We start from the raw sequence: 20304 nt of genomic DNA, 5'->3' as shown, positions 1-20304 counted from the left end.
TTTCCTACATTAGCGCCCCATGAGGTACCTACTTTGCCTAATCTTATTGTTGATTTCATTTTTTGGGATTTCTCAAACTACCGAAGTTCCAAAGAATTTTGTATTTGATACTAACCTGTTCTACGGTTCTATTCTTTTGCACAATCCGGATATTTCGCATTTGATTACCGATCATCCTGGCGGTATTATTTTGGGTGTCAGTAGAAAAACCTACGGACATAAAGAATGGGAGGCTGATTTTGGATATCCGGATACCGGTTACACATTTGTTTATCAAAATACCAATAACCCAACATTAGGTGAACTTTATAGTGTATACGGACATTACAATTTCTATCTTTTAAAGAGAAACCTCCAACTTAGAATAGCCCAAGGAATTGCCTATAATACCAACCCCTATAATAAGGATGAAAATTTTAGAAATAACGCTTACGGAAGTCATATTTTAAGTAGCACCTTATTAATGTTGAACTATCATAAGGAAAACCTCTTTGCAGGTTTGGGCGTGAATGCAGGACTTTCCTTTATTCACTATTCCAATGCTAATTTTAAAGCGCCCAATACATCTACCAACACATTTGCAATTAATCTTGGCTTGACCTATAATCTTGATAAGGAAGCAGTATATGAGTATTTAAAGCCAGAATCTAAAGGAAAAATTACGGAACCCGTTCGTTATAATTTAGTACTAAGGGGAGGAGCTAACGAAAGTGATGTGATTAATATGGGAAGGTATGGCTTTGCCATTGTTTCTGCTTATGCAGATAAACGTTTGGGCAAGCGAAGTGCCATTCAATTGGGAGCCGACGTTTTCTTTTCTAACTTTCTAAAAGAACTGATTCGATATCAATCCATTGCATTTCCCGAACTTAACGTAGACCCAGATACGGATTATAAAAGAGTGGGCTTGTTTGTTGGGCATGAGCTTTTTGTGAATAACATGAGTGTTGTGGCCCAGTTGGGATATTATATTTATTATCCATTTGATTTTGAGGGAAAGGTTTATAACCGAATTGGGATGAAACGATACTTTGGAGATAAAATCTTTGGAGCCATAACTTTAAAATCACATGGAGCCAAAGCAGAGGCGGTTGAATTTGGAATCGGGGTAAGATTATGAAACGGAGGAAGTTCGAAATACAAAATACAAAGTGTCCCCTTGAAGGATTTTTAGGGGTGTTTGTGATACTATTTGCATTTTTTTTGGTTTCCTGCAACGGCGATAACGTACCAGATTGTTTTCAGAATGAAGGAGATATAGTCCGTGAAACGTTGGATGTTCCCGAGTTTGGTACTATTACTGTTTTTGAAAACTTAAATGTGGTTGTAAAACAGGGTGATGAACAACAAGTAGAGGTAGAAACAGGAGAATATCTGTTGAATGATGTTTCTGCCGTTGTAGAAGATGACCGATTGATATTACGGAACGAAAATAGCTGCAATTATGTTAGGGATTATGGATTGACCACTATTTATGTGACCTCACCTAATATTGCAGAAATACGAAGCAGTACAGGCTTGCCCATAACCAGTGATGGTATATTGAATTATCCGAGTCTTAATTTGATTGCAGAAAGTTACACGAACTCAGAAACAGAAACGACGGATGGCTCTTTTGATCTGAATTTAAATGCAACCACAGTTAGAATCGTAGTAAATGGAATAGCCTATTTCAAACTTCGAGGGAATACCGAAAACTTTAATGTGACTGTAGCAGCGGGGGATTCAAGGATTGAAGCGGAAGAATTAGTTGCAGAAAGGGTAACCATTAATCACAGAGGTTCCAACGATGTGTTTGTGAATCCGCAACAAAGTTTAAGCGGCGTGATTCGTGGCACAGGTGATGTGATTAGCGTGAATCGACCTGTGGAAGTAGATGTTGAGGAATTATTCAATGGCAGATTGATATTCCAAGACTAACATGCTTCAAACTATGACATAAATCGTCATAGTCTATACTATTTCTCGTTAATTTCGAAGTTCAAATCGAACGCTTGGGAAATCTTTTTACACATATCAAAAACTTGTTCGTTCCGTTTCCAAAGGTGGAATCGATGGAAGGATTACACGGGTTGGAAAAAGCCAACGCCCTTTTCCATAATCTGGTGGCGGAAAAAAAAGTGCCAGGTTTGGCGGCGATCATTTTGGAGAAAGGAGAAATCCAACTTCAAAAAGGATATGGTTTTGCCAATTTGGAAAACAGGAAAAAAATTGACCCAAAGCGGACTGTTTTTCGCATTGCCAGTATTTCCAAATGCATAACGGGATTGGCATTGGGCAAAATGATGGAAGATGGAATCGTGGATTTGGATGAATCTTTTTACACCTATGTGCCCTACTACCCCAGAAAGAAATATGATTTTACGCTTCGCCAATTGGCAAGTCATACTGCAGGGATTCGTGGGTATCGAGGCAAAGAATTTGCCTTGAATCAAGATTATTCTATAAAGGAAGGGATAGAAATCTTTAAAGACGACCCTTTGTTTTTCGAGCCAGGAACTAGTTATCTCTACAATAGTTTTGATTTTGTGTTGTTGTCCCTGGCCATGCAAGAAGCGAGTGGAGTGTCATTTCAAAAATACGTTGAGGAAAATATATTGACACCCTTGGACCTAAAAAACACTTTTCCATCGCAAAAAAATGTCAGTTCGGGCGCAGTCGAGAATATAGCACAGTTCTATACCAAAAGATCATTGTGCTTTAAGAAGGCCGTTGAAGTAAATAATGCCTATAAATTGGCTGGTGGCGGTTATTTATCAACCTGTGAAGATGCGGCCAAACTGGGACAATCCATCCTAGAGCAGAAATTGCTCAAAAAAGAAACCTATGCCCAATTGCTGACATCTCAAATTATCGATGGCGCCCCTATTTACTACGGTCTCGGATTTCAAGTCAGCCAAGATGGCAATGGCAGAGCATTTGTAGGTCACGTTGGAAGCAGTGTAGGGGCTTATACCAATCTGTTCGTATATCCAGAGCAGGAGAAAGTGATTGCTATCCTGATCAATTGTACAGACCCAAAAGTCCAAAAAGAATTAGACTTAGTCATTGAAACTATTTTTGGTAGTACGGTTTAAACCTTACCTGCCAATGCCTCCTCAATTTCCAACGCATATTTCTTGCACAAATCAAAAGTGTCGGTCACATCTTCCATAGTGGTTCTTGGGTTGATGAGACACATTCGAAGCACAATCTGTCCATTTAAAATGGTGGTAACAAGCAAAGCTTTGCGTGAATCCACCACTTTTCCAGAAATGTACTGGTTGATTTTATCCAGCTCTTTTTCCGAGTACTTTTTGTTGATGGGGTTGTATCTAAAGTTGATGACGGCCAAAGTCGCTGGGAAAACAACTTCCCAACTCTTACTACCACGTAGCATCGTTTCTACTTCTTCGGCCAAATCAATATTGTAGGTAATGGCGTCCCGGAATTCTTTTAAACCAAAGGTTTTTAAGGACATGTAAAACTTGAGTGCCCTAAACCTACGGGTCAACTGGATGCCGTGGTCGTAAAAATTGATTTCGGAGGTGTTCCCCTCGATATCCCTTAAATATTCGGGTTTTTCGGTAAAGGTATGACTCAGGTTTTTATGATTTCTTATCAAAAGGCAGCCCATTTCGTAAGGTTGGAAGAACCATTTATGTGGGTCTACCGTTAGGGAATCGGCTTTTTCAATGCCTTTCATCGCCTGTTTGCCCTTCTGCGATAAAATGGCGGCCCCACCGTAAGCGCCATCAATATGGAACCAAATATCCTCTTTCTTGCAAATTTTTCCCAATTCTACCAATGGATCCACGGTTCCAGTGTTTGTGGTTCCAGCAGAGGCAATCAAGCAAAATGGCTGAAGTCCTTCTAATCTGTCTTTGGCAATGCAGTTCTTTAATTTGTTTACAGAAAACTTGAGTTCATTGTCGGTGGGGATTATCCTAATCTGTTCTTTTTTGAAGCCCAACACCCGAATTGCTTTAATATTGGATGAGTGTGCCTGATCGGACAAATAGATGACCGCTTTGGAGAAATCATCGCCACATTTTGTTCTGCGAGCGGTAACAACAGCGGTAAGGTTGGCCATGGAACCCCCACTGGTAAATATACCTCCACCTTTTTTCTTCGGAAAACCAAAAATCTTCAACAACCATTGAATGGTTACGATTTCCAATTCTGCAGCGGCGGGACTAGCAGCCCATCCCCCAGAGAAGATGTTGTAGCCAGTTGCAAGCGCATCGGCCATAACACTAATATAATTACTAGGGCCAGGAACAAATGAAAATGATCTCGGGTGAGCCAAGTTGGCACTGTTGGTCATTACCTTTTCCAAAACAAAGTCGAGTACTTGGGATGGGTCTGAACCTTTTTCTGGGGCCTCTTCCAAAAAAAGCGAATCCATTTCTTTGCGGGACCCAAGGGCTACAGGTAATTTTTGGTCTTGCGTAGCGTGATGTTCCGCTATGGCATCCACAATTTGATACCCATAGCTTTTCATTTCTTCTTTGGAAAGTTCCAATCTGGCTTTGTTCTTCTTCATAAGTCCTGTTTCAACTTAACTGCAAAAGTACCATATTTGGGACGGTTTTCCATCCCATTTTGGACGGTTGTCCAATCAATTGGGATAAAAAGAAAGTTAGGAAGTGAGTTCCGTGAAGAGGCTCTCCAAGTTTTTGTTCTTTCTGCTGAGTTGGAGGGTCTTTAATTTATTGTCATGGGCAAAATCGAACACCACTGGCCGCATATCCGTGGAGGTGCTAAAAGTGATTTCGTATACAAATCCACCTGTGTTTTTCACTTTGGAAACATTGGGCATTTGTTGCAGCAATTGCTCCTCTACCCGATAATCAAACTCCACTTCAATGATTTGTTCTTCCGTTTCGCGAAGTTCCTCCAGTTTTTTGTCGGCTACCAATTCTCCTTTGTTTATAATGATGACGCGGTCGCACACAGCTTCCACTTCTTTCATAATATGCGTGGAGAGCAATATGGTTTTCTCTTTCCCAATTTCACGAATCAGTTTTCGGACCTCTATCAATTGGTTGGGGTCCAGTCCGGTAGTGGGCTCATCAAGAATTAGCACCTCAGGGTCGTGCAATAAGGCGGCGGCTAGCCCAACACGTTGGCGGTATCCTTTGGATAACTGCCCGATTTTTTTGTGAGCCTCCAATGTAAGCCCAGTTTTTTCTATAACATCATTGATTTTGGATTTATCCACCTTGTACACATCTGCGTTGAAGGCCAAGTACTCCTTTACATACATATCCAAATACAGCGGATTATGCTCTGGGAGATATCCAATACTTTTTTGAACGTCTCTTTCAGCTTCTACAACATTAAAGCCATTTACGGCTGCTTCACCATTATCCGCTTTATAATATGTGGTGAGAATTCGCATCATAGTAGACTTTCCAGCACCGTTGGGGCCTAAAAAACCTACGATTTCACCTTTGTTGATGGTGAACGAAACATTGTTCAGTGCTTTTTGCGAACCAAAGGTTTTTGTGATGTTCTGTACAGTGATGGACATTCAATATGATTTATTGATTTCAAAAATACACTTTTAGATGTTTTAATCCTTGGGTTTCAAAATCCAGGATGTATGGTTTTTAATCATGGGGAAACAATCATAAGAATAGGAATTCTTAAAAAAGTGTGGTTTCTGTAAAATAATGTGCAGTTAAAATGGCTTTTTTGAGAAATATCAAAAAAAATTTGTGAATACAGGTCCTTTTCGGATTGAATACCTAAATTAGCCGTCAATTAATAACAAGATGACAAACACGTATTTCTGGAACCGTTTTTATTTTTACTTCTTTTTTCAAAGAGGAGCGGGACTATTGTAGATACGTTTAAAGTATAACCAATTTATAAAGTCCCGATACAATCGGGACTTTTTTTTTGCAATGGAATTAAAAGTCGCCATACAAGGAATAAAAGGATCGAACCACCATCAGGTGGCCACGGATTTTTTCGGAGATAAGATTGATTTGCTCGAGTGCAGCTCTTTTGACGCGGTTGTAGATAACATATTGTTAGGTACTGCCGACAAAGGCATTATGGCCATCGAAAACTCTATCGCAGGATCCATAATCCCCAATTACAATTTAGTGTACCACAACAACATTCATGTAATTGGGGAGCACTACCTGAACATCCACCACAACCTTATGGTGATGAAAGGAAAAAAATTTGATGATATCCAAGAGGTACATTCACACCCAATGGCGCTGTTGCAATGCAAAGAGTTTTTTAAGGCACACCCACAAATTAAATTAGTGGAAAGTGTGGATACTGCCGAAACAGCGAAACGAATCAATGAGGAAAATTTAGAGCATATTGCTGCAATTGCCCCTAAAATGGCGGCTGATTTGTACGATTTGGAAATTATTGCGGACAATATCCAGACCATTGTAAACAATTCAACAAGGTTCATCATCCTCAAAAAGCAAAATAAAGTACTTCCGGAAGAAGAAATCAATAAGGCATCTTTGCGATTTATAACCGATCACAAAAGAGGAAGTTTGGCCACTGTGTTGAACGTTTTGAGCGATTGCAATATGAACCTGACCAAGATACAGTCTTTGCCCGTAATCGAGACCCCGTGGAAATATGCTTTTTTTGTGGATGTCACTTTCGATAAATACGAACACTTTGCCAAAACAAAATCTTTATTGCAGATCATGGCCGAAGATTTTAGGGTTTTGGGTGAATATAAAAATGCATTGTTGTAATGGTAACAGCAGATAGGTTAAATAGCGTACAGGAATATTACTTCTCTAAAAAATTAAGGGAAGTAAGGGGGTTGATTGCCCAGGGCAAACCCATCATCAATATGGGGATTGGCAGCCCGGATTTGGCACCTTCGCCACAGGTGTTGGAAACCCTTCGGGATTCTATAATCGAGGCGGGGGCACACCAATATCAAAGCTACCAAGGATTACCTCAATTGAGGGAGGCCATTGCCGACTTCTATCAACAAAAGTTTGAAGTATCGGTAGATCCAGATACGGAGATATTGCCTTTAATGGGTTCCAAGGAAGGAATCATGCATATTAGTATGGCCTTTTTGAATGAGGGAGATGAGGTATTGTTGCCCAATCCTGGTTACCCAACCTATGCCTCTGTCACCAATTTGGTGGGCGGTACAACGGTTACCTACGATTTGAAAGCGGAAAATGGCTGGTTTCCAGATTTGGAGGAACTTTCCAAGAAAGACTTGTCCAAAGTGAAATTAATGTGGATCAGTTATCCACATATGCCCACTGGGGCTACTGCAAATATGGAACAGTTAAAGTCACTTGTTGATTTTGCAAATGCCAACCAGATTCTTTTGGTGAACGATAACCCATACAGCTTTGTGCTCTCCAGTGACCCGACCAGTATTTTGTCCATAGAAGGAGCAAAATATTGCACTTTGGAGCTGAACAGTTTAAGCAAGACCTTTAATATGGCAGGTTGGCGCGTGGGAATGGTACTTGGAAGCGCGGAACATATCAATGCAGTGTTGAAAGTGAAGAGCAATATGGACTCTGGAATGTTCTACGGCATTCAAAAAGGGGCGATTGCTGCTTTGCAAAGTGGTCCCGAGTGGTTCGAGGCTTTGGATAAGGTCTACACCGAGAGACGGGAACTGATGTTCCAACTGGCAGATAAATTGGGATGTACTTACGATAAAAATGCGGTGGGAATGTTTGTTTGGTGCAAGTTGCCCAAAGGAGCTGAACCATCCGAAGAATTTATAGATAAGGTATTGTACGATAAAGATATTTTTATTGCCCCCGGGACCATTTTTGGGAGCAATGGTGAGGGCTACATTCGTTTTTCCCTTTGTGTGAAGGAAGAAAAAATCAAAGAAGCCATAGAAAGATTTTAGATTATGAAAGTAGTCATCATAGGAGTTGGATTGATTGGCGGGTCTTTTGCCAAGGATGTAAAAAAGTTGCATCCTGAAGCAGAAATTGTTGGTGTGGATAAAAGTGATGTTCATCTGGATGAAGCCTTGCAGCTTAAGATCATTGATAAAAAAGGAGATTATTCGACTTTGGCTACGGCAGATTTGGTTTACATAGGTATCCCGGTGAATGTTTTGGTCACCGAATTGCCCAAAATACTGGATGCTGCAGGAGATGAGACCGTGGTGATGGATGCAGGTTCCACGAAACGCTTGATCTGCGAACAAGTTGCCAATCATTCAAAACGAAGAAATTTTATGGCCTGTCACCCTATTGCAGGTACCGAGTTTTCCGGACCAGCAGCAGCATTCGAAGGTCTGTACACGGGCAAGACCATGATAATTTGTGAAGTAGAAAAAACAGCATTCAAGCTTCAAGAAAAAGCATTGGCCATTTTTCAGGAAATAGGCATGCGTATTCGATACATGAACCCCGAAGCACACGATAAACACATCGCCTATGTATCTCATTTATCACACATCAGCTCTTTTATGTTGGGAAAGACGGTTATTGAGAAAGAAAAAAATGAGCGTGATATTTTTGACATGGCGGGAAGTGGTTTTGAGAGTACTGTTCGCTTGGCAAAAAGTTCACCCGATATGTGGACGCCAATTTTTGAACAGAATAAAGACAATGTTGTAGAAACGTTGGAAGAGTACATTCAAAACCTTACCACTTTTAAACAACTGATTTTGGACAACGATTTTGATAATGTCCACCTAGAAATGAGTAACACCAATAAAATAAAACAAATACTAAAAGGAATACCACTTACAAAAAAATAGAGAGTATTATGGAAAACAAAAAGGAAATGAGAAAATGGTTGGATGATATGAATTTGGGTCATCCATTGGTAGTTGCGGGTCCGTGCAGTGCGGAAACCGAGGACCAAGTGCTGAAAATAGCCCATGAGCTTAAGGATACCGATGTAAGCTACTACCGCGCCGGAATCTGGAAACCAAGAACTCGTCCAGGAAATTTTGAAGGAGTAGGAGCCATTGGATTGAAGTGGTTGCAGAAGGTAAAGGAGGAGACCGGCCTAAAAACCGCTACGGAGGTTGCCAATAGGGCACACGTAGATCTTGCCTTGGAACACGATATTGATTTGTTATGGATTGGTGCACGTTCTACCGTAAGTCCCTTCATTGTTCAAGAAATTGCTGATGCTTTGGAAGGAACCGATAAAATTGTTTTGGTGAAGAATCCAGTAAACCCTGATCTATCCCTTTGGTTGGGAGCTGTGGAACGCTTACATTCTGCCAATGTTGAGAAGTTGGGTGTTATTCATAGAGGATTCTCCACTTACGAAAAAACCAAATACCGTAATATTCCAGAATGGCAGTTGGCCATTGAGTTACAGACCAAGTTCCCTGATTTGCCTATCATAAATGATCCAAGTCACATTACAGGAAAGCGCGATATGGTTTTTGATGTTTCTCAAACGGCGTTGGATTTGAACTTTGATGGTTTGATGATAGAAACACATTATGATCCGGACAATGCTTGGAGTGATGCCGCTCAGCAGGTAACCCCAAAAACCTTGGTTCAGATGATGAAAGATCTTCGTATTAGAAAAGAGACTGATGAGGAAGCGGAATACAATAACAATTTGAGCAACCTTAGAGCTCAGATTGATATATTGGACAATCAATTAATTGACCTAATGGGGAAAAGAATGAAAGTTTCTGATGGAATCGGTGAGTTGAAAAAGCAAAAGAACGTAGCAGTACTTCAAAGTAACCGTTGGAATGCTATTCTGGGCAATATGATCTTGGAAGGAGAGCAAAGAGGATTGAGTGAGGAATTTGTATTGAAAATGTTCAAGGCAATTCACCAGGAATCCATTAACCACCAAGAAAAAATCATCAATAAATAGGCTGGTTTTTTAATCAGGATTTTTGAAGAACTATTTGTAGCTTCGGTAAAGTTCCGTTGTTGCAAATAGTTTTTTTGTTTCTAACTGTAACAATTCAATAAAAACATAATCTTTCAGAAGTAAAAACACACTATCATGAAAAAAATATACACGTTAGGTCTCCTTTTACTTCCCTTGGTTATGTTTTCGCAACGAATCATTGATAAGGAAGTTGGAGAATTCAACAAAATCAAAGTTTTTGATTTGATCGAGGTCAACTTGATCCAATCCGACGAGAACAAGATCATGATCAAGGGCTGGAATGTCGATGACATTAAATGGACCAACAAAAACGGAGTTTTAAAACTTCGTATGCAGCTGGACAAAAAGTTCCAGGGCGAGGACACCATGATTGAAGTCTACTACACCAATTTGGATGTAATCGATAGTAACGAAGGTGCCCAGATTACTTGTAATGAGATGGTACAGAAAAGCCGTATAGAGCTTAGGGCACAGGAAGGAGCTGCTATCCGTATTGGAATGGATGTGGATTATGCCGATATACGCGCCGTGACAGGGGGCATTGTTCAAGCTTCGGGCTTGGCAAAAAACCAAACAGTTGTGATTAACACTGGCGGTATTTTTGAAGGAAGAGAACTAAGAACCGCCACAACGGATGTGAAGATTTCTGCTGGAGGCGAAGCGGATGTATTTGCTTCGGAAATGGTCGACATCAATGTAAAGGCCGGTGGCGATGTTTACGTATACGGAAACCCGGAAACGGTGCATAAAAAAACCTTTGTGGGCGGAAGAATACATATTAAGGATTAGTGAAACTTGTAGCTAAAGAAAAAGCCCTCCAAATTTTGGAGGGCTTTTTTATGGGGTTATTTTGGCAATATTACTTTTTGAAAATGTAACGAGTAATAAAGATGCCTTGTCCGTCACCTTTTCCACCTTCACTTTCAACGCCGCTCACCACAAAGGCCAGTTCCCATCCATTGGAAACCATATCGTTGATCATGGAGGTGATCAGGGCATCGTTGGCGGCAATATTCTGGAAACGGATGCCGCCAATGTTATAAAAGTTCAAAAGTTTGGTTTCCTCAAAATTCTTGACACGGATTTCATTTCTTTTGGATTTGTTACGGGTATTGTCATCCTCGGTCTGAACGCTTGTGAACTCCTTGTAATCCTTGTCTTCCAAGGCGTTTATAATTCTTGATCTTCCGAGCCCATTAGGCACAATGGACTCAACACTGGTAACTACATGGTACTGTTGTGCACTCACTGTGAATGAGGCTGCAAATAGTACTGCTACTGCCAAAATGATTTTTTTCATAATAGATTAAGTTAATGATTGTTAAAACTCTCAATAAAGATATACGACGAAAAAGAAGTAATATTGTTTCTTTGTAGTCAAAATATAAACAAATAGTGAACGGAACGGTTTATAAATCAACGGGGAGTTGGTATACGGTAAAATCTGACGAGGGAGATTTTTACGAATGCCGTATTAAAGGAAAGTTCCGAACACAAGGGATTAAAAGTACCAATCCAGTGGCTGTTGGAGACCATGTGGGTTTCGATTTGGAAACCATTGGTGATGAGACGGTCGGTATAATTACAGAAATAGGCGAACGCAAAAATTATATAGTGCGCAAGTCGGTAAAGCTTTCCAAACAAACCCATATCATAGCCGCAAACTTAGATCAGGTTTTTCTGTTGGTCACTTTGAACAATCCGCCCACTTTTACCAGTTTTATAGATCGATTTTTGGTTACGGCCGAAGCTTATGAAATTCCCGTTGTGCTTCTTTTTAATAAGATGGATATTTATAGTGAAGAGGAAAAGTTTGAGGTTGATTATCTGATTGACCTGTATACTAAAATAGGCTACAATTGCATCCAAATTGAAGCCAAACAAGGTATAAATGTCGATAAAGTAAAGGAATTGATGCTCGGTAACATTAGCATGTTTGCCGGACATTCCGGAGTTGGAAAATCAACCTTGGTCAATGCCTTGGAACCAGGACTGAAGTTGAAAACGGCCGAAATTTCCGAGCAACATCTGCAAGGGCAGCATACTACCACCTTTGCGGAAATGTACGACCTTTCTTTTGATGCTCGAATCATTGATACTCCTGGGATAAAGGGATTTGGCATTGTTGATATGGAAAAACAAGAAATAGGCAATTATTTTCCTGAATTTTTCAAGTTGAAATCGGAATGTAAGTTCCATAATTGTCTTCATTTGGATGAGCCTAAATGTGCAATAAAAGAAGCTTTGGAAACTAATGAGATTGCGGCAAGCCGCTATCGCAGCTATGTTCAAATGATAACAGGCGACGAAGACAATCCGTATAGGGAAAGATAAATGAGAACAGTATTACAAAGAGTTTCAAAAGCAAGTGTTACCGTTGATGGCAAAGTGATCTCATCCATTGGAAATGGACTGTTGGTATTGTTGGGCATTGAGGATGCCGATAACAAAGATGACATTGATTGGCTTGCGAATAAAATAATGAACCTACGTATCTTCAATGATGAAAACGATGTGATGAATCGCTCTGTATTGGATATTGAAGGTGATATTATTGTGGTCAGTCAATTTACATTGCACGCCCAGACCAAAAAAGGAAATCGCCCGTCGTACATTAAAGCGGCGAAACCTGATGTTGCCATTCCCATGTATGAAGCATTTGTTGAGGTTCTGGAACAAAAAATGGGTAAAAAAGTGGGCACTGGAATTTTTGGTGCCGATATGAAGGTGGAACTCCTAAATGATGGCCCTGTGACCATTTTAATTGACACAAAAAACAAAGAATAATTGTTTTTTGTCGAAAAAAATATCTTTATTGTAGGAAATTAACCACTTTACCGTTACCTAAATTACCAATTTCTAAACATAAATGCGATTCTATTTTTTTTTCCTACTTAGCTTATCCTTCCACTTTTTATTTTCTCAAGACTATAATATAAACAACATTCCTAAGGAAGTTCGCCAAAATGCAGATGCCGTGGTGCGCTTGGACAAAATGGATGTTGTTATAAGATCCAAAGACGAGATGGAGGTGAATAGCAAAAGAGTTGTTACCGTGTTCAATGAAGACGGAAATGAACATGTACAAGCCTATGCTTTCTATGAGAAAAAGGACAAAGTATCAGCTATTGAAGCAATAATTTATAATGCCCAGGGCGAAGAAATCAAAAAAATCAAGAAAAAGGATTTCGTGGACCAAAGTGCCATTGGCGGAGGCACCCTTTACTCGGATTCAAGGGTTTTGGTAATGAGGTATACACCAAACCAATATCCGTATACAGTCGAATTTACTAAGGAGTATTCCACACCGAATACTGCATTTGCTCCCAATTGGATGTTCTTGGATGATTACAAGGTTGGAACAGAAAGGAGCGAGTTCTCCTTTACGGTAGAATGTGGCATACCTTTTAGGCATAAAGAGGAGAATTTTGGACCATATCAAATAGAAATCGAAGAAACCCCCCAAGGTATAGGCTATAAAGCTAAAAATTTAAAGGCATTGGAACGTGAACCGTTGTCACCAGCTTTTAGGGATTTTGCCCCTCAGGTAAAAATCGCCTTGAATGAATTCCATCTGGAAGGTGTGGATGGCAAAGCCACATCATGGCAAGAACTTGGTAAATGGATGAACGATAAACTTCTTCAAGGAAGGGATGATTTGGACGATGGCACCATACAATATGTTAAAAATTTGGTGAAAGGTGTATCTGACCCCTTAGAGAAAATCGGAATAATTTATAAGTACGTACAGGAAAACACCCGATACATAAGTGTTCAATTGGGTATTGGTGGATGGATGCCTATTAGTGCTAAAGATGTGGATAGGGTAAAATATGGAGATTGTAAGGGATTAACGAATTATACCATGGCATTGTTGAATGCTGTGGGTATTGAGTCTTATTATACGGTCGTTTATGGTGGTAGTCAAGTAAGGGGATTGGATGGTGACTTTGCATCCATGCAAGGCAATCACGTATTTCTTAATGTTCCCATTAATGGGGAAGATATCTGGTTAGAGTGCACAAGTCAAACCACCCCGATGAACCATTTAGGGATGTTCACCGATAATCGGAATGTATTAAAAGTGACCCCCGAAGGCGGGCAACTTGTCAAAACTAGGGCAAATCCAGATGAGGACAATTACCAAAAAATAGCCGGGGAATATACGATTGAGGGGGATGGTAGCATTACAGGAAAGGCAACAATTACATCTTCAGGGACCCAATACGATCAAAAATATTGGCTAAAAGACAAGTCCAGAAAAGAACAGGAAGATTTTTATAAGGAATATTGGAGCTACATCAACAACTTGAGTTTGGAAAATATGTCTTTTGAAAACAATAAAAAAAGTATTGAGTTTATCGAAAAAATTGATATTAAGGCAACAAATTACCTCTCTGCAGCCAATGAAAAATTGATTCTTCCCCTCAATGTTTTCAATAGAAATTTGATGGTTCCTTCCCGCGTTAGAAATCGAAAGAAAGATATGGTAATTTCCAGAGGGTATATGGATGAGGACGAATATTTGATTTATTTGCCCGATAGGTTTGAACCGGAAGACCTTCTAAAACCAATAAATATTGAGAATAAATTTGGTGTCTACGAAACTGCCCTACATATAGTGGAACCTGGCATACTGAAGTACAAAAGAAAATTACTGATTAAATCGGGTTCATACTCCAAAGAGGACTACAATCTCTATCGTGAATTTCGAAAGAAAGTGGCTCGCAGCGACAACGCAAAAATTATACTAAGCAAACTTTAAAAAAATGAAACCAAAACTTATTCTTCTGTTCCTTATAGTGGTTCAGATTGGCTATGCAAGCGATTTTAAATTTGGAAAAGTTTCCAAGGATGAAGTAGCTGCCAAACAACATGTCACATACCCGGAGGCCAACGCCGCCATACTTTATAAAAAAGAATGGGTGCGATTTAATTACCAATATGAAACAGGATGGTCTCAGGTCAGAGAAGTACATTATCGTATCAAGATATATAAGAAGGAGGGTTTCGATTGGGCAACTTTACAAGTACCACTCTACGTCGCCAGTAGCGATAAGGAGGATATAGGTGCCATCAAAGGATATACTTTCAACATGGAGAATGGAAAAGTGGTCAGCCAGAAGCTCAAAAATGACGGTGTATTTATTGAAGAAGTAAATAAATATAGAAACAAAGCCTCCATAACAATGCCTGAGGTGCGGGAAGGAAGTGTTTTGGATATCGAGTACAAGATAACCTCTCCTATTTATTGGCATATTGATGAGTTTAAGTTCCAGTACGATATCCCAGTGGATCAAGTAGAGGCGCGTTTGGATATTCCGGAGTACTTTATCTTCAAAAAATACGGTAGAGGTACGCACCCCATAAATTTTGATCAGTCAAAGAAAAACCGGTCCATGAGTGTTTCCTATAGAAGCCCGGATGAATCGGGAAGGCTTGCCAAGACTACACGGAAAACAGGTTCCTTGGATTTTTCTGAAAATGTATACAACATTGCAGCGTCCAATATTCCAGCTTTGCTGGATGAAAAGTATACGAGCAATATCAACAATTTTAGGACATCCATGAAATTCGAATTGGCATCAACTCGATTTCCCAATAGCCCATATAAAAATTATAGTTTGACTTGGGAAGATGTTGCCAAGTCTATATACGATTATGATGATTTTGGAAATGAATTGAACAAAGACAACTATTTTGATGATGAGGTGGATCAGTTGATATCAAGTTTGTCGACGGATACTGAAAAGGCAATTGCCATTTTTCAGTATGTAAAATCTAAAATGAACTGGGATGGGTATACTGGTGTTGGATGTAGTCAAGGTGTTAGAAAAGCATATAAAGAAGGTGTTGGTAATGTAGCCGAAATCAATTTAATGCTTACATCGATGTTCCGATATGCCGGTCTCGATGCAAATCCCGTTTTGGTAAGTACCCGATCACATGGAATACCAATTTTTCCAACAAGGAATGGATTTAACTACGTGGTTGCCGGACTTCAAACTCAAAATGATTTTGTGTTGTTTGATGCCACGGATAAAAATGCCATTCCGGATATTTTACCAATGCGTGCTTTAAATTGGTTTGGTAGATTGATTCGTGATGATGGTAGTTCCAGTCAGGTAAACCTAATGCCGAAAACCAAATCCTTGGATGCCATTATGATGGTTGTGGATTTGAATGAAGATGGGTCTATCAAAGGAAAATATAGGCAGCAATATACAGCTAACAACGCCTTTGCTTTTAGAAACAACTATACCAGCGGTTCCGAAGATTCCTATTTGGATGAACTGGAAAAAAAATACATTGATTTAGAAATTTCAAACTTTGATTTAAAGAATGCTGAAAATGCCTTTAAACCTGTAATACAGTCATATGAATTTGAAAAAGAAGGAGGTTATGAGAATATTGGGGGTAAACTCTATATCTCTCCATTATTTCATCTAACTACCAGGGAAAACCCCTTTAAAATGGAGAAGAGGGAATTTCCTATTGATTATGGCTATCCATGGCAGGACAAGTATATAATTTCAATCAATATACCGGCAGGGTATGTAATTGAATCTATTCCTGAACCTATTGCCGTTGCGTTGCCAGAGAATCTGGGTCAGTTTAGGTTTAATATTTCGGCTAGTCATGATGTAATAAGTGCAAGAGTGGAAACGGTACTGAACAGCCCTTTAATCCCAGCACATTATTATGCCGACCTCAAAGAGTTTTACCGTCACATAATTGAAAAGGAATCAGAAAAAATAATTCTGTCTAAATCATAGAGGGAGGGCATGAAAAAAATAATGACGCTTTTGGTTTTGCTTCAATGTGTTTCGGTCTTTGGGCAAAAAGTTAACTTTGGACAACTGTCCAGTTTTGAATCTGGTTTTAAAACGTATGAAAAGGATACCACCGCCCATGCTGTTTATCTGTATGAGAAAGGTGAAAACTACTTTGAGGTACGAAGAGGGTATGTTAGGCTGATTACAAAGTATCATGCTAGGATAAAAGTATTGGACAAGGAGGGTTTTTCGGAAGCAGATATTACCATTCCATATTATCATTCCGATAGTAAAACGGAAAGAGTAAATGATATTGTAGGCATTACGCACACAGACGGGCTTAAATATAATATCCTTCAGAGCACAATTTATGATGTAGAGGTCAATGAAAGGTGGTCGGAAAAAAGATTTACATTTCCCAATGTACAAGAAGGGTCAGTATTGGAGTATGCTTATGAAATACAATCCCCGTTTTTTTACAACCTCAATGGTTGGGAGTTTCAAGAAAATATTCCAAAAATATATACTGAGTACAATGCCCAGATTCCAGGAAATTACAAGTACAACAGATCTCTATTAGGTGAATTTTCTTTGGATGTGAACGAGGCTTCTATAAAAGCAGACTGCTTTAGTGTTCTGGGAATTGGAGGTCAAGCGGATTGTGAAGTTCTGAAATACGCTATGAAAGACGTGCCCGCCTTCAAAAATGATGAAGAATACATGTTGGCGCCATCCAATTATAGGTCACGATTGGAGTTTGAGCTTTCAGAATATCAGGGGTTCAATGGACTTGTACAAAAGTTTACGAAGTCCTGGAAGGATGTGGATAAAGAATTTAGAACCGATGACGATATTGGAGGGCAGCTACGCAAGAAGAATTATTTTGAAAGGAATGTCCCCCTGGAGATCATTTCTGGAAAGGAGGATGACCTTACCAAGGCCAAAAACCTATACAACTTTGTGAAACTCCATTATACATGGAACGGTAAGTTTGGAATATTTAGGGATAATAAGGTGAAAAAAGCCTTTGACGAAGGAGTTGGAAATGTTGCCGAAATAAACATCACACTGATCAATTTGTTGAATGCTTCTGGAATTGATACAGATTTGATGGTATTATCAACCCGTAAACATGGTCTGCCCAAAAAGACGCACCCTGTAATGTCCGACTTTAATTATGTTGTTGCCAAATTAGAGATTGATGGGACCACATATTTGTTGGATGCTACCGATAAGCAATTGCCTTTCGGTATGTTGCCTTATCGATGTTTAAACTATTATGGCCGAGTAATGGATTTAGATGGCGATAGCTATTGGTATGATATTTCCCCGGAGAAATTAAATAGCAGGGCTATAAGGGTTCAAGTAAAATTAGATCCTGAAAATGGTTTGGCCAACGGAATCATTGATGAGGTTTCCAAGGGGTACGATGCTTATTTTAAAAGAAGCCAATTGGCATCTGTATCCGAAGAAGAATATTTGGAGGAGATGGAGAAAAATAATACTGATGGCTTTTACATTGAAGATTATGAAATTGTGAAAGAACAATCAAACGAGAAAAGTTTGGTTGAGCGTTTCTCATTTGAAATGGAGGAACTTGAACCCACAGCAACAATTTATTTCAATCCATTTTTGATACGTTATTTTAAAGACAATCCATTTAAAGCGGAAACAAGAAACTATCCGGTTGATTTTGGTTACCTCAGAAAGTTCAACTATATGGCCAAAATTGAATTGCCCGAGGGATACAAAATCAAAGAATTGCCAGAGCCCATAAATTTAGCCCTACCTGATGGAAGCGGGGTAATGCGTTTTAATACAATCGAAATGCAAGGCGACGTTATGGTAGTTTTTTCCTTTCAACTTAGATACACACAGTACACAAGTGAGGGTTATCATTTTGTGAAAGAGTTTTTTGACAATGCCGTGACCACCCAAAACCAAACTTATCTGGTTCTGGAAAAGGAATAAGCAAGTTGTCCTTACATTTGTATATAAATTTAATACTTGCAAGGTGAACATAGAAAATGCACAACAAGCCGTTGACGAATGGATAAAGAACCACGGGGTTCGCTACTTTAACGAACTCACCAATATGGCCCAACTAACCGAAGAGGTAGGGGAGGTAGCTCGTATAATTGCAAGACGTTATGGCGAACAGAGCGAAAAAGAATCCGATAAGGCCAAGGATTTGGGCGAAGAGCTCGCCGACGTGGTATTTGTAGTGCTCTGTTTGGCCAATCAAACAGGAATAAATCTTCAAGATGCGTTTGATAAAAAATTGGATATCAAGACCAAACGCGACCACGACCGTCATCAAAATAACAAAAAGCTCAAATAAAGTTGTCCATGTAAAGGGACTTTAGGGCCGTTTTTTCTAGTTTTGACAATTCATTCAAACTGTAACGAATTGAAACTCCAACTTTCCGCACCTCTCGATAAAAAAGTTCAAAAAACTATTGCCATAACAGGCTCTAAAAGCGAGACAAACAGGTCTTTGTTATTGCAGGCACTTTTTCCAAACATCATAATTGAAAATCTTTCCAATTCTGATGATGGGGAGGTGATGCAAAAAGGATTGGCAAAATCAACAGGAAAGGTGGATATTCATCATGCTGGTACGGCCATGCGGTTTTTAACGGCTTATTTTGCTTCGCAAGAAGGAAAACAAGTGGTGCTTACTGGATCCCAACGGATGCAGGAACGCCCCATAAAAGTACTGGTGGAAGCCCTCCAATTTCTAGGTGCCGACATTCAATATGAAAAAGAAGTAGGTTACCCGCCACTGAAAATCACAGGGAAAAAATTGAAAAAAAACCAAGTCTCGCTTCCAGCTAACATAAGTAGCCAGTATATATCAGCTTTATTATTGATTGCACCAAGCTTGGAAAATGGCTTGGAATTGGAATTGATCGGGAAAATCACATCAGTTCCCTATATAAAAATGACCTTGGCGCTGTTGGAACAAATCGGTGTGCAAACCTCTTTTGAAGGGAACATAATTAAAGTGTCTCCAAAAGAAACGGTAGAGGACACCACCTTGGTCGTGGAATCTGATTGGAGTTCGGCCAGTTATTTTTATAGTATTGTCGCCATGTGCGAAGTTGGCACGGAGATTCAACTCTCGTCTTACAAACAAAGTTCCTTGCAAGGCGATAGTGTTTTGGCAGAAATCTATAAGGATTTTGGAGTGGAAACCACGTTTTCCAACAACACCATACTTCTTAAAAAAACAACTGAAATCAAATCGGAACATTTAGAATACGATCTTTCCAATGCTCCCGATATTGCACAGACCATGGCTGTTACTTGTTTAGGATTGGGGATTGGATGTCACTTAACAGGTTTACATACTTTGCCCATTAAAGAAACGGATCGTTTAGCTGCATTACAGACCGAACTTGGTAAGTTTGGAGCTACGGTGGACATCGATTCCGAAAGCTTGACCTTTCAGTCGCAATCAAATCTTAATAGTGAAGTGTCTGTCGACACTTACAACGATCATAGAATGGCGATGGCCTTTGGCCCCTTGGCACTTAAAGCAGATTTTGTGGTCAATGATGCAGAGGTGGTTTCCAAGTCCTATCCCGATTTTTGGAACGACCTAAAAAACCTCGGATTCGGCATCGAAGAACTGTAAACCACATTTAATCATCAATTTACTTGACATCCGCTATCGCGAGGTTGTATA

General features: G+C 39.6%; 18 protein-coding genes. 15 read left to right on the top strand and 3 right to left on the bottom strand.

The features are described 5' to 3' along the window. Positions 1–19 precede the first annotated feature (19 nt). The 3 genes from ACQQ5U_RS15730 (at position 20) to ACQQ5U_RS15720 (ending at position 3077) form a co-directional block, all read left to right on the top strand. The gene (locus tag ACQQ5U_RS15730) at positions 20–1120 is read left to right on the top strand and encodes an acyloxyacyl hydrolase (protein ID WP_437398964.1); all 1101 of its coding nucleotides are present in this window, start codon (positions 20–22) and stop codon (positions 1118–1120) included. After that, entirely contained in the window at positions 1117–1920 is an 804-nt protein-coding gene (locus tag ACQQ5U_RS15725; RefSeq protein ID WP_437398962.1) for a head GIN domain-containing protein, read from the top strand. The genes ACQQ5U_RS15730 and ACQQ5U_RS15725 overlap by 4 nt, the downstream gene beginning before the upstream one ends. Before the next feature lie 134 nt (positions 1921–2054). Next, a complete protein-coding gene (locus ACQQ5U_RS15720; protein ID WP_437398960.1) occupies positions 2055–3077 on the top strand; it encodes a serine hydrolase domain-containing protein in 1023 nt (340 codons plus the stop codon). Here ACQQ5U_RS15720 and ACQQ5U_RS15715 read toward each other — a convergent pair. Continuing rightward, on the bottom strand, positions 3074–4525 hold the full coding sequence (locus ACQQ5U_RS15715; RefSeq protein WP_437398958.1) for a pyridoxal phosphate-dependent decarboxylase family protein: 1452 nt from the start codon (positions 4523–4525) through the stop codon (positions 3074–3076). The genes ACQQ5U_RS15720 and ACQQ5U_RS15715 overlap by 4 nt on opposite strands. 96 nt (positions 4526–4621) lie before the next feature. After that, positions 4622–5515, bottom strand: a complete 894-nt coding sequence (gene gldA, locus ACQQ5U_RS15710) for a gliding motility-associated ABC transporter ATP-binding subunit GldA (protein WP_437398956.1) — start codon at positions 5513–5515, stop codon at positions 4622–4624. Positions 5516–5891: 376 nt separating this feature from the next. Here gldA and ACQQ5U_RS15705 point away from each other — a divergent pair, with 376 nt between their 5' ends. From ACQQ5U_RS15705 to ACQQ5U_RS15685, 5 genes are all read left to right on the top strand, one after another. Further along, a complete protein-coding gene (locus tag ACQQ5U_RS15705) occupies positions 5892–6719 on the top strand; it encodes a prephenate dehydratase (RefSeq protein ID WP_437398954.1) in 828 nt (275 codons plus the stop codon). Further along, entirely contained in the window at positions 6719–7861 is a 1143-nt protein-coding gene (locus ACQQ5U_RS15700; protein WP_437398952.1) for a pyridoxal phosphate-dependent aminotransferase, read from the top strand. Before ACQQ5U_RS15705 ends, ACQQ5U_RS15700 begins: the two co-directional genes overlap by 1 nt. A gap of 3 nt (positions 7862–7864) precedes the next feature. Then, positions 7865–8725 carry a prephenate dehydrogenase gene (locus ACQQ5U_RS15695; RefSeq protein WP_437398950.1) on the top strand — a complete coding sequence of 287 codons (861 nt, stop codon included), beginning with the start codon at positions 7865–7867 and terminating at the stop codon, positions 8723–8725. An 8-nt stretch (positions 8726–8733) separates the two neighbouring features. Continuing rightward, complete coding sequence (locus ACQQ5U_RS15690; protein WP_437398949.1) at positions 8734–9816, top strand: chorismate mutase; 1083 nt, start codon at positions 8734–8736, stop codon at positions 9814–9816. Positions 9817–9951: 135 nt separating this feature from the next. Continuing rightward, entirely contained in the window at positions 9952–10626 is a 675-nt protein-coding gene (locus ACQQ5U_RS15685) for a head GIN domain-containing protein (RefSeq protein WP_437398947.1), read from the top strand. Between the two features lie 70 nt (positions 10627–10696). Here ACQQ5U_RS15685 and ACQQ5U_RS15680 read toward each other — a convergent pair whose 3' ends face one another. Next, positions 10697–11137 carry a hypothetical protein gene (locus tag ACQQ5U_RS15680; protein ID WP_437398946.1) on the bottom strand — a complete coding sequence of 147 codons (441 nt, stop codon included), beginning with the start codon at positions 11135–11137 and terminating at the stop codon, positions 10697–10699. Between the two features lie 95 nt (positions 11138–11232). On the opposite strand from ACQQ5U_RS15680, the gene rsgA reads away from it, so the two are divergent. The 7 genes from rsgA (at position 11233) to ACQQ5U_RS15645 (ending at position 20253) form a co-directional block, all read left to right on the top strand. Further along, positions 11233–12171, top strand: coding sequence for a ribosome small subunit-dependent GTPase A (gene rsgA / locus ACQQ5U_RS15675; RefSeq protein WP_437398944.1), 939 nt, complete (start codon positions 11233–11235; stop codon positions 12169–12171). After that, positions 12172–12624 carry a D-aminoacyl-tRNA deacylase gene (gene dtd, locus ACQQ5U_RS15670; RefSeq protein WP_437398942.1) on the top strand — a complete coding sequence of 151 codons (453 nt, stop codon included), beginning with the start codon at positions 12172–12174 and terminating at the stop codon, positions 12622–12624. Positions 12625–12706: 82 nt separating this feature from the next. Further along, the gene (locus ACQQ5U_RS15665; protein ID WP_437398940.1) at positions 12707–14602 is read left to right on the top strand and encodes a DUF3857 domain-containing protein; all 1896 of its coding nucleotides are present in this window, start codon (positions 12707–12709) and stop codon (positions 14600–14602) included. A gap of 4 nt (positions 14603–14606) precedes the next feature. After that, on the top strand, positions 14607–16613 hold the full coding sequence (locus tag ACQQ5U_RS15660) for a transglutaminase domain-containing protein (RefSeq protein ID WP_437398938.1): 2007 nt from the start codon (positions 14607–14609) through the stop codon (positions 16611–16613). 9 nt (positions 16614–16622) lie between these two features. Next, entirely contained in the window at positions 16623–18584 is a 1962-nt protein-coding gene (locus tag ACQQ5U_RS15655; RefSeq protein WP_437398936.1) for a DUF3857 domain-containing protein, read from the top strand. Between the two features lie 43 nt (positions 18585–18627). Next, positions 18628–18954: a nucleotide pyrophosphohydrolase gene (locus tag ACQQ5U_RS15650; RefSeq protein WP_437398935.1), complete on the top strand. Its 327-nt coding sequence runs from the start codon at positions 18628–18630 to the stop codon at positions 18952–18954. A gap of 69 nt (positions 18955–19023) precedes the next feature. Continuing rightward, entirely contained in the window at positions 19024–20253 is a 1230-nt protein-coding gene (locus ACQQ5U_RS15645; RefSeq protein ID WP_437398933.1) for a 3-phosphoshikimate 1-carboxyvinyltransferase, read from the top strand. Positions 20254–20304 lie beyond the last annotated feature (51 nt).

The sequence above is a fragment of the Flagellimonas lutimaris genome, assembly GCF_051494225.1.
GTDB classification, from domain to species: Bacteria; Bacteroidota; Bacteroidia; order Flavobacteriales; family Flavobacteriaceae; genus Flagellimonas; species Flagellimonas lutimaris_A.
Note: the sequence above shows the minus strand (reverse complement) of the source record. Positions and strands in the feature narration are given on the sequence as shown.

What these genes read in the sequence shown, in the direction of transcription:
- ACQQ5U_RS15655 (WP_437398936.1), top strand. Translation starts at nt 16,623, where the DNA reads ATGAAAAAAATAATGACGCTTTTGGTTTTGCTTCAATGTGTTTCGGTC.
- ACQQ5U_RS15695 (WP_437398950.1), top strand. Translation starts at nt 7,865, where the DNA reads ATGAAAGTAGTCATCATAGGAGTTGGATTGATTGGCGGGTCTTTTGCC.
- ACQQ5U_RS15660 (WP_437398938.1), top strand. Translation starts at nt 14,607, where the DNA reads ATGAAACCAAAACTTATTCTTCTGTTCCTTATAGTGGTTCAGATTGGC.
- ACQQ5U_RS15680 (WP_437398946.1), bottom strand. Translation starts at nt 11,137, where the DNA reads ATGAAAAAAATCATTTTGGCAGTAGCAGTACTATTTGCAGCCTCATTC.
- ACQQ5U_RS15700 (WP_437398952.1), top strand. Translation starts at nt 6,719, where the DNA reads ATGGTAACAGCAGATAGGTTAAATAGCGTACAGGAATATTACTTCTCT.
- ACQQ5U_RS15715 (WP_437398958.1), bottom strand. Translation starts at nt 4,525, where the DNA reads ATGAAGAAGAACAAAGCCAGATTGGAACTTTCCAAAGAAGAAATGAAA.
- ACQQ5U_RS15685 (WP_437398947.1), top strand. Translation starts at nt 9,952, where the DNA reads ATGAAAAAAATATACACGTTAGGTCTCCTTTTACTTCCCTTGGTTATG.
- ACQQ5U_RS15725 (WP_437398962.1), top strand. Translation starts at nt 1,117, where the DNA reads ATGAAACGGAGGAAGTTCGAAATACAAAATACAAAGTGTCCCCTTGAA.
- ACQQ5U_RS15690 (WP_437398949.1), top strand. Translation starts at nt 8,734, where the DNA reads ATGGAAAACAAAAAGGAAATGAGAAAATGGTTGGATGATATGAATTTG.
- ACQQ5U_RS15665 (WP_437398940.1), top strand. Translation starts at nt 12,707, where the DNA reads ATGCGATTCTATTTTTTTTTCCTACTTAGCTTATCCTTCCACTTTTTA.
- ACQQ5U_RS15705 (WP_437398954.1), top strand. Translation starts at nt 5,892, where the DNA reads ATGGAATTAAAAGTCGCCATACAAGGAATAAAAGGATCGAACCACCAT.
- ACQQ5U_RS15720 (WP_437398960.1), top strand. Translation starts at nt 2,055, where the DNA reads ATGGAAGGATTACACGGGTTGGAAAAAGCCAACGCCCTTTTCCATAAT.
- ACQQ5U_RS15730 (WP_437398964.1), top strand. Translation starts at nt 20, where the DNA reads ATGAGGTACCTACTTTGCCTAATCTTATTGTTGATTTCATTTTTTGGG.
- gldA (WP_437398956.1), bottom strand. Translation starts at nt 5,515, where the DNA reads ATGTCCATCACTGTACAGAACATCACAAAAACCTTTGGTTCGCAAAAA.
- dtd (WP_437398942.1), top strand. Translation starts at nt 12,172, where the DNA reads ATGAGAACAGTATTACAAAGAGTTTCAAAAGCAAGTGTTACCGTTGAT.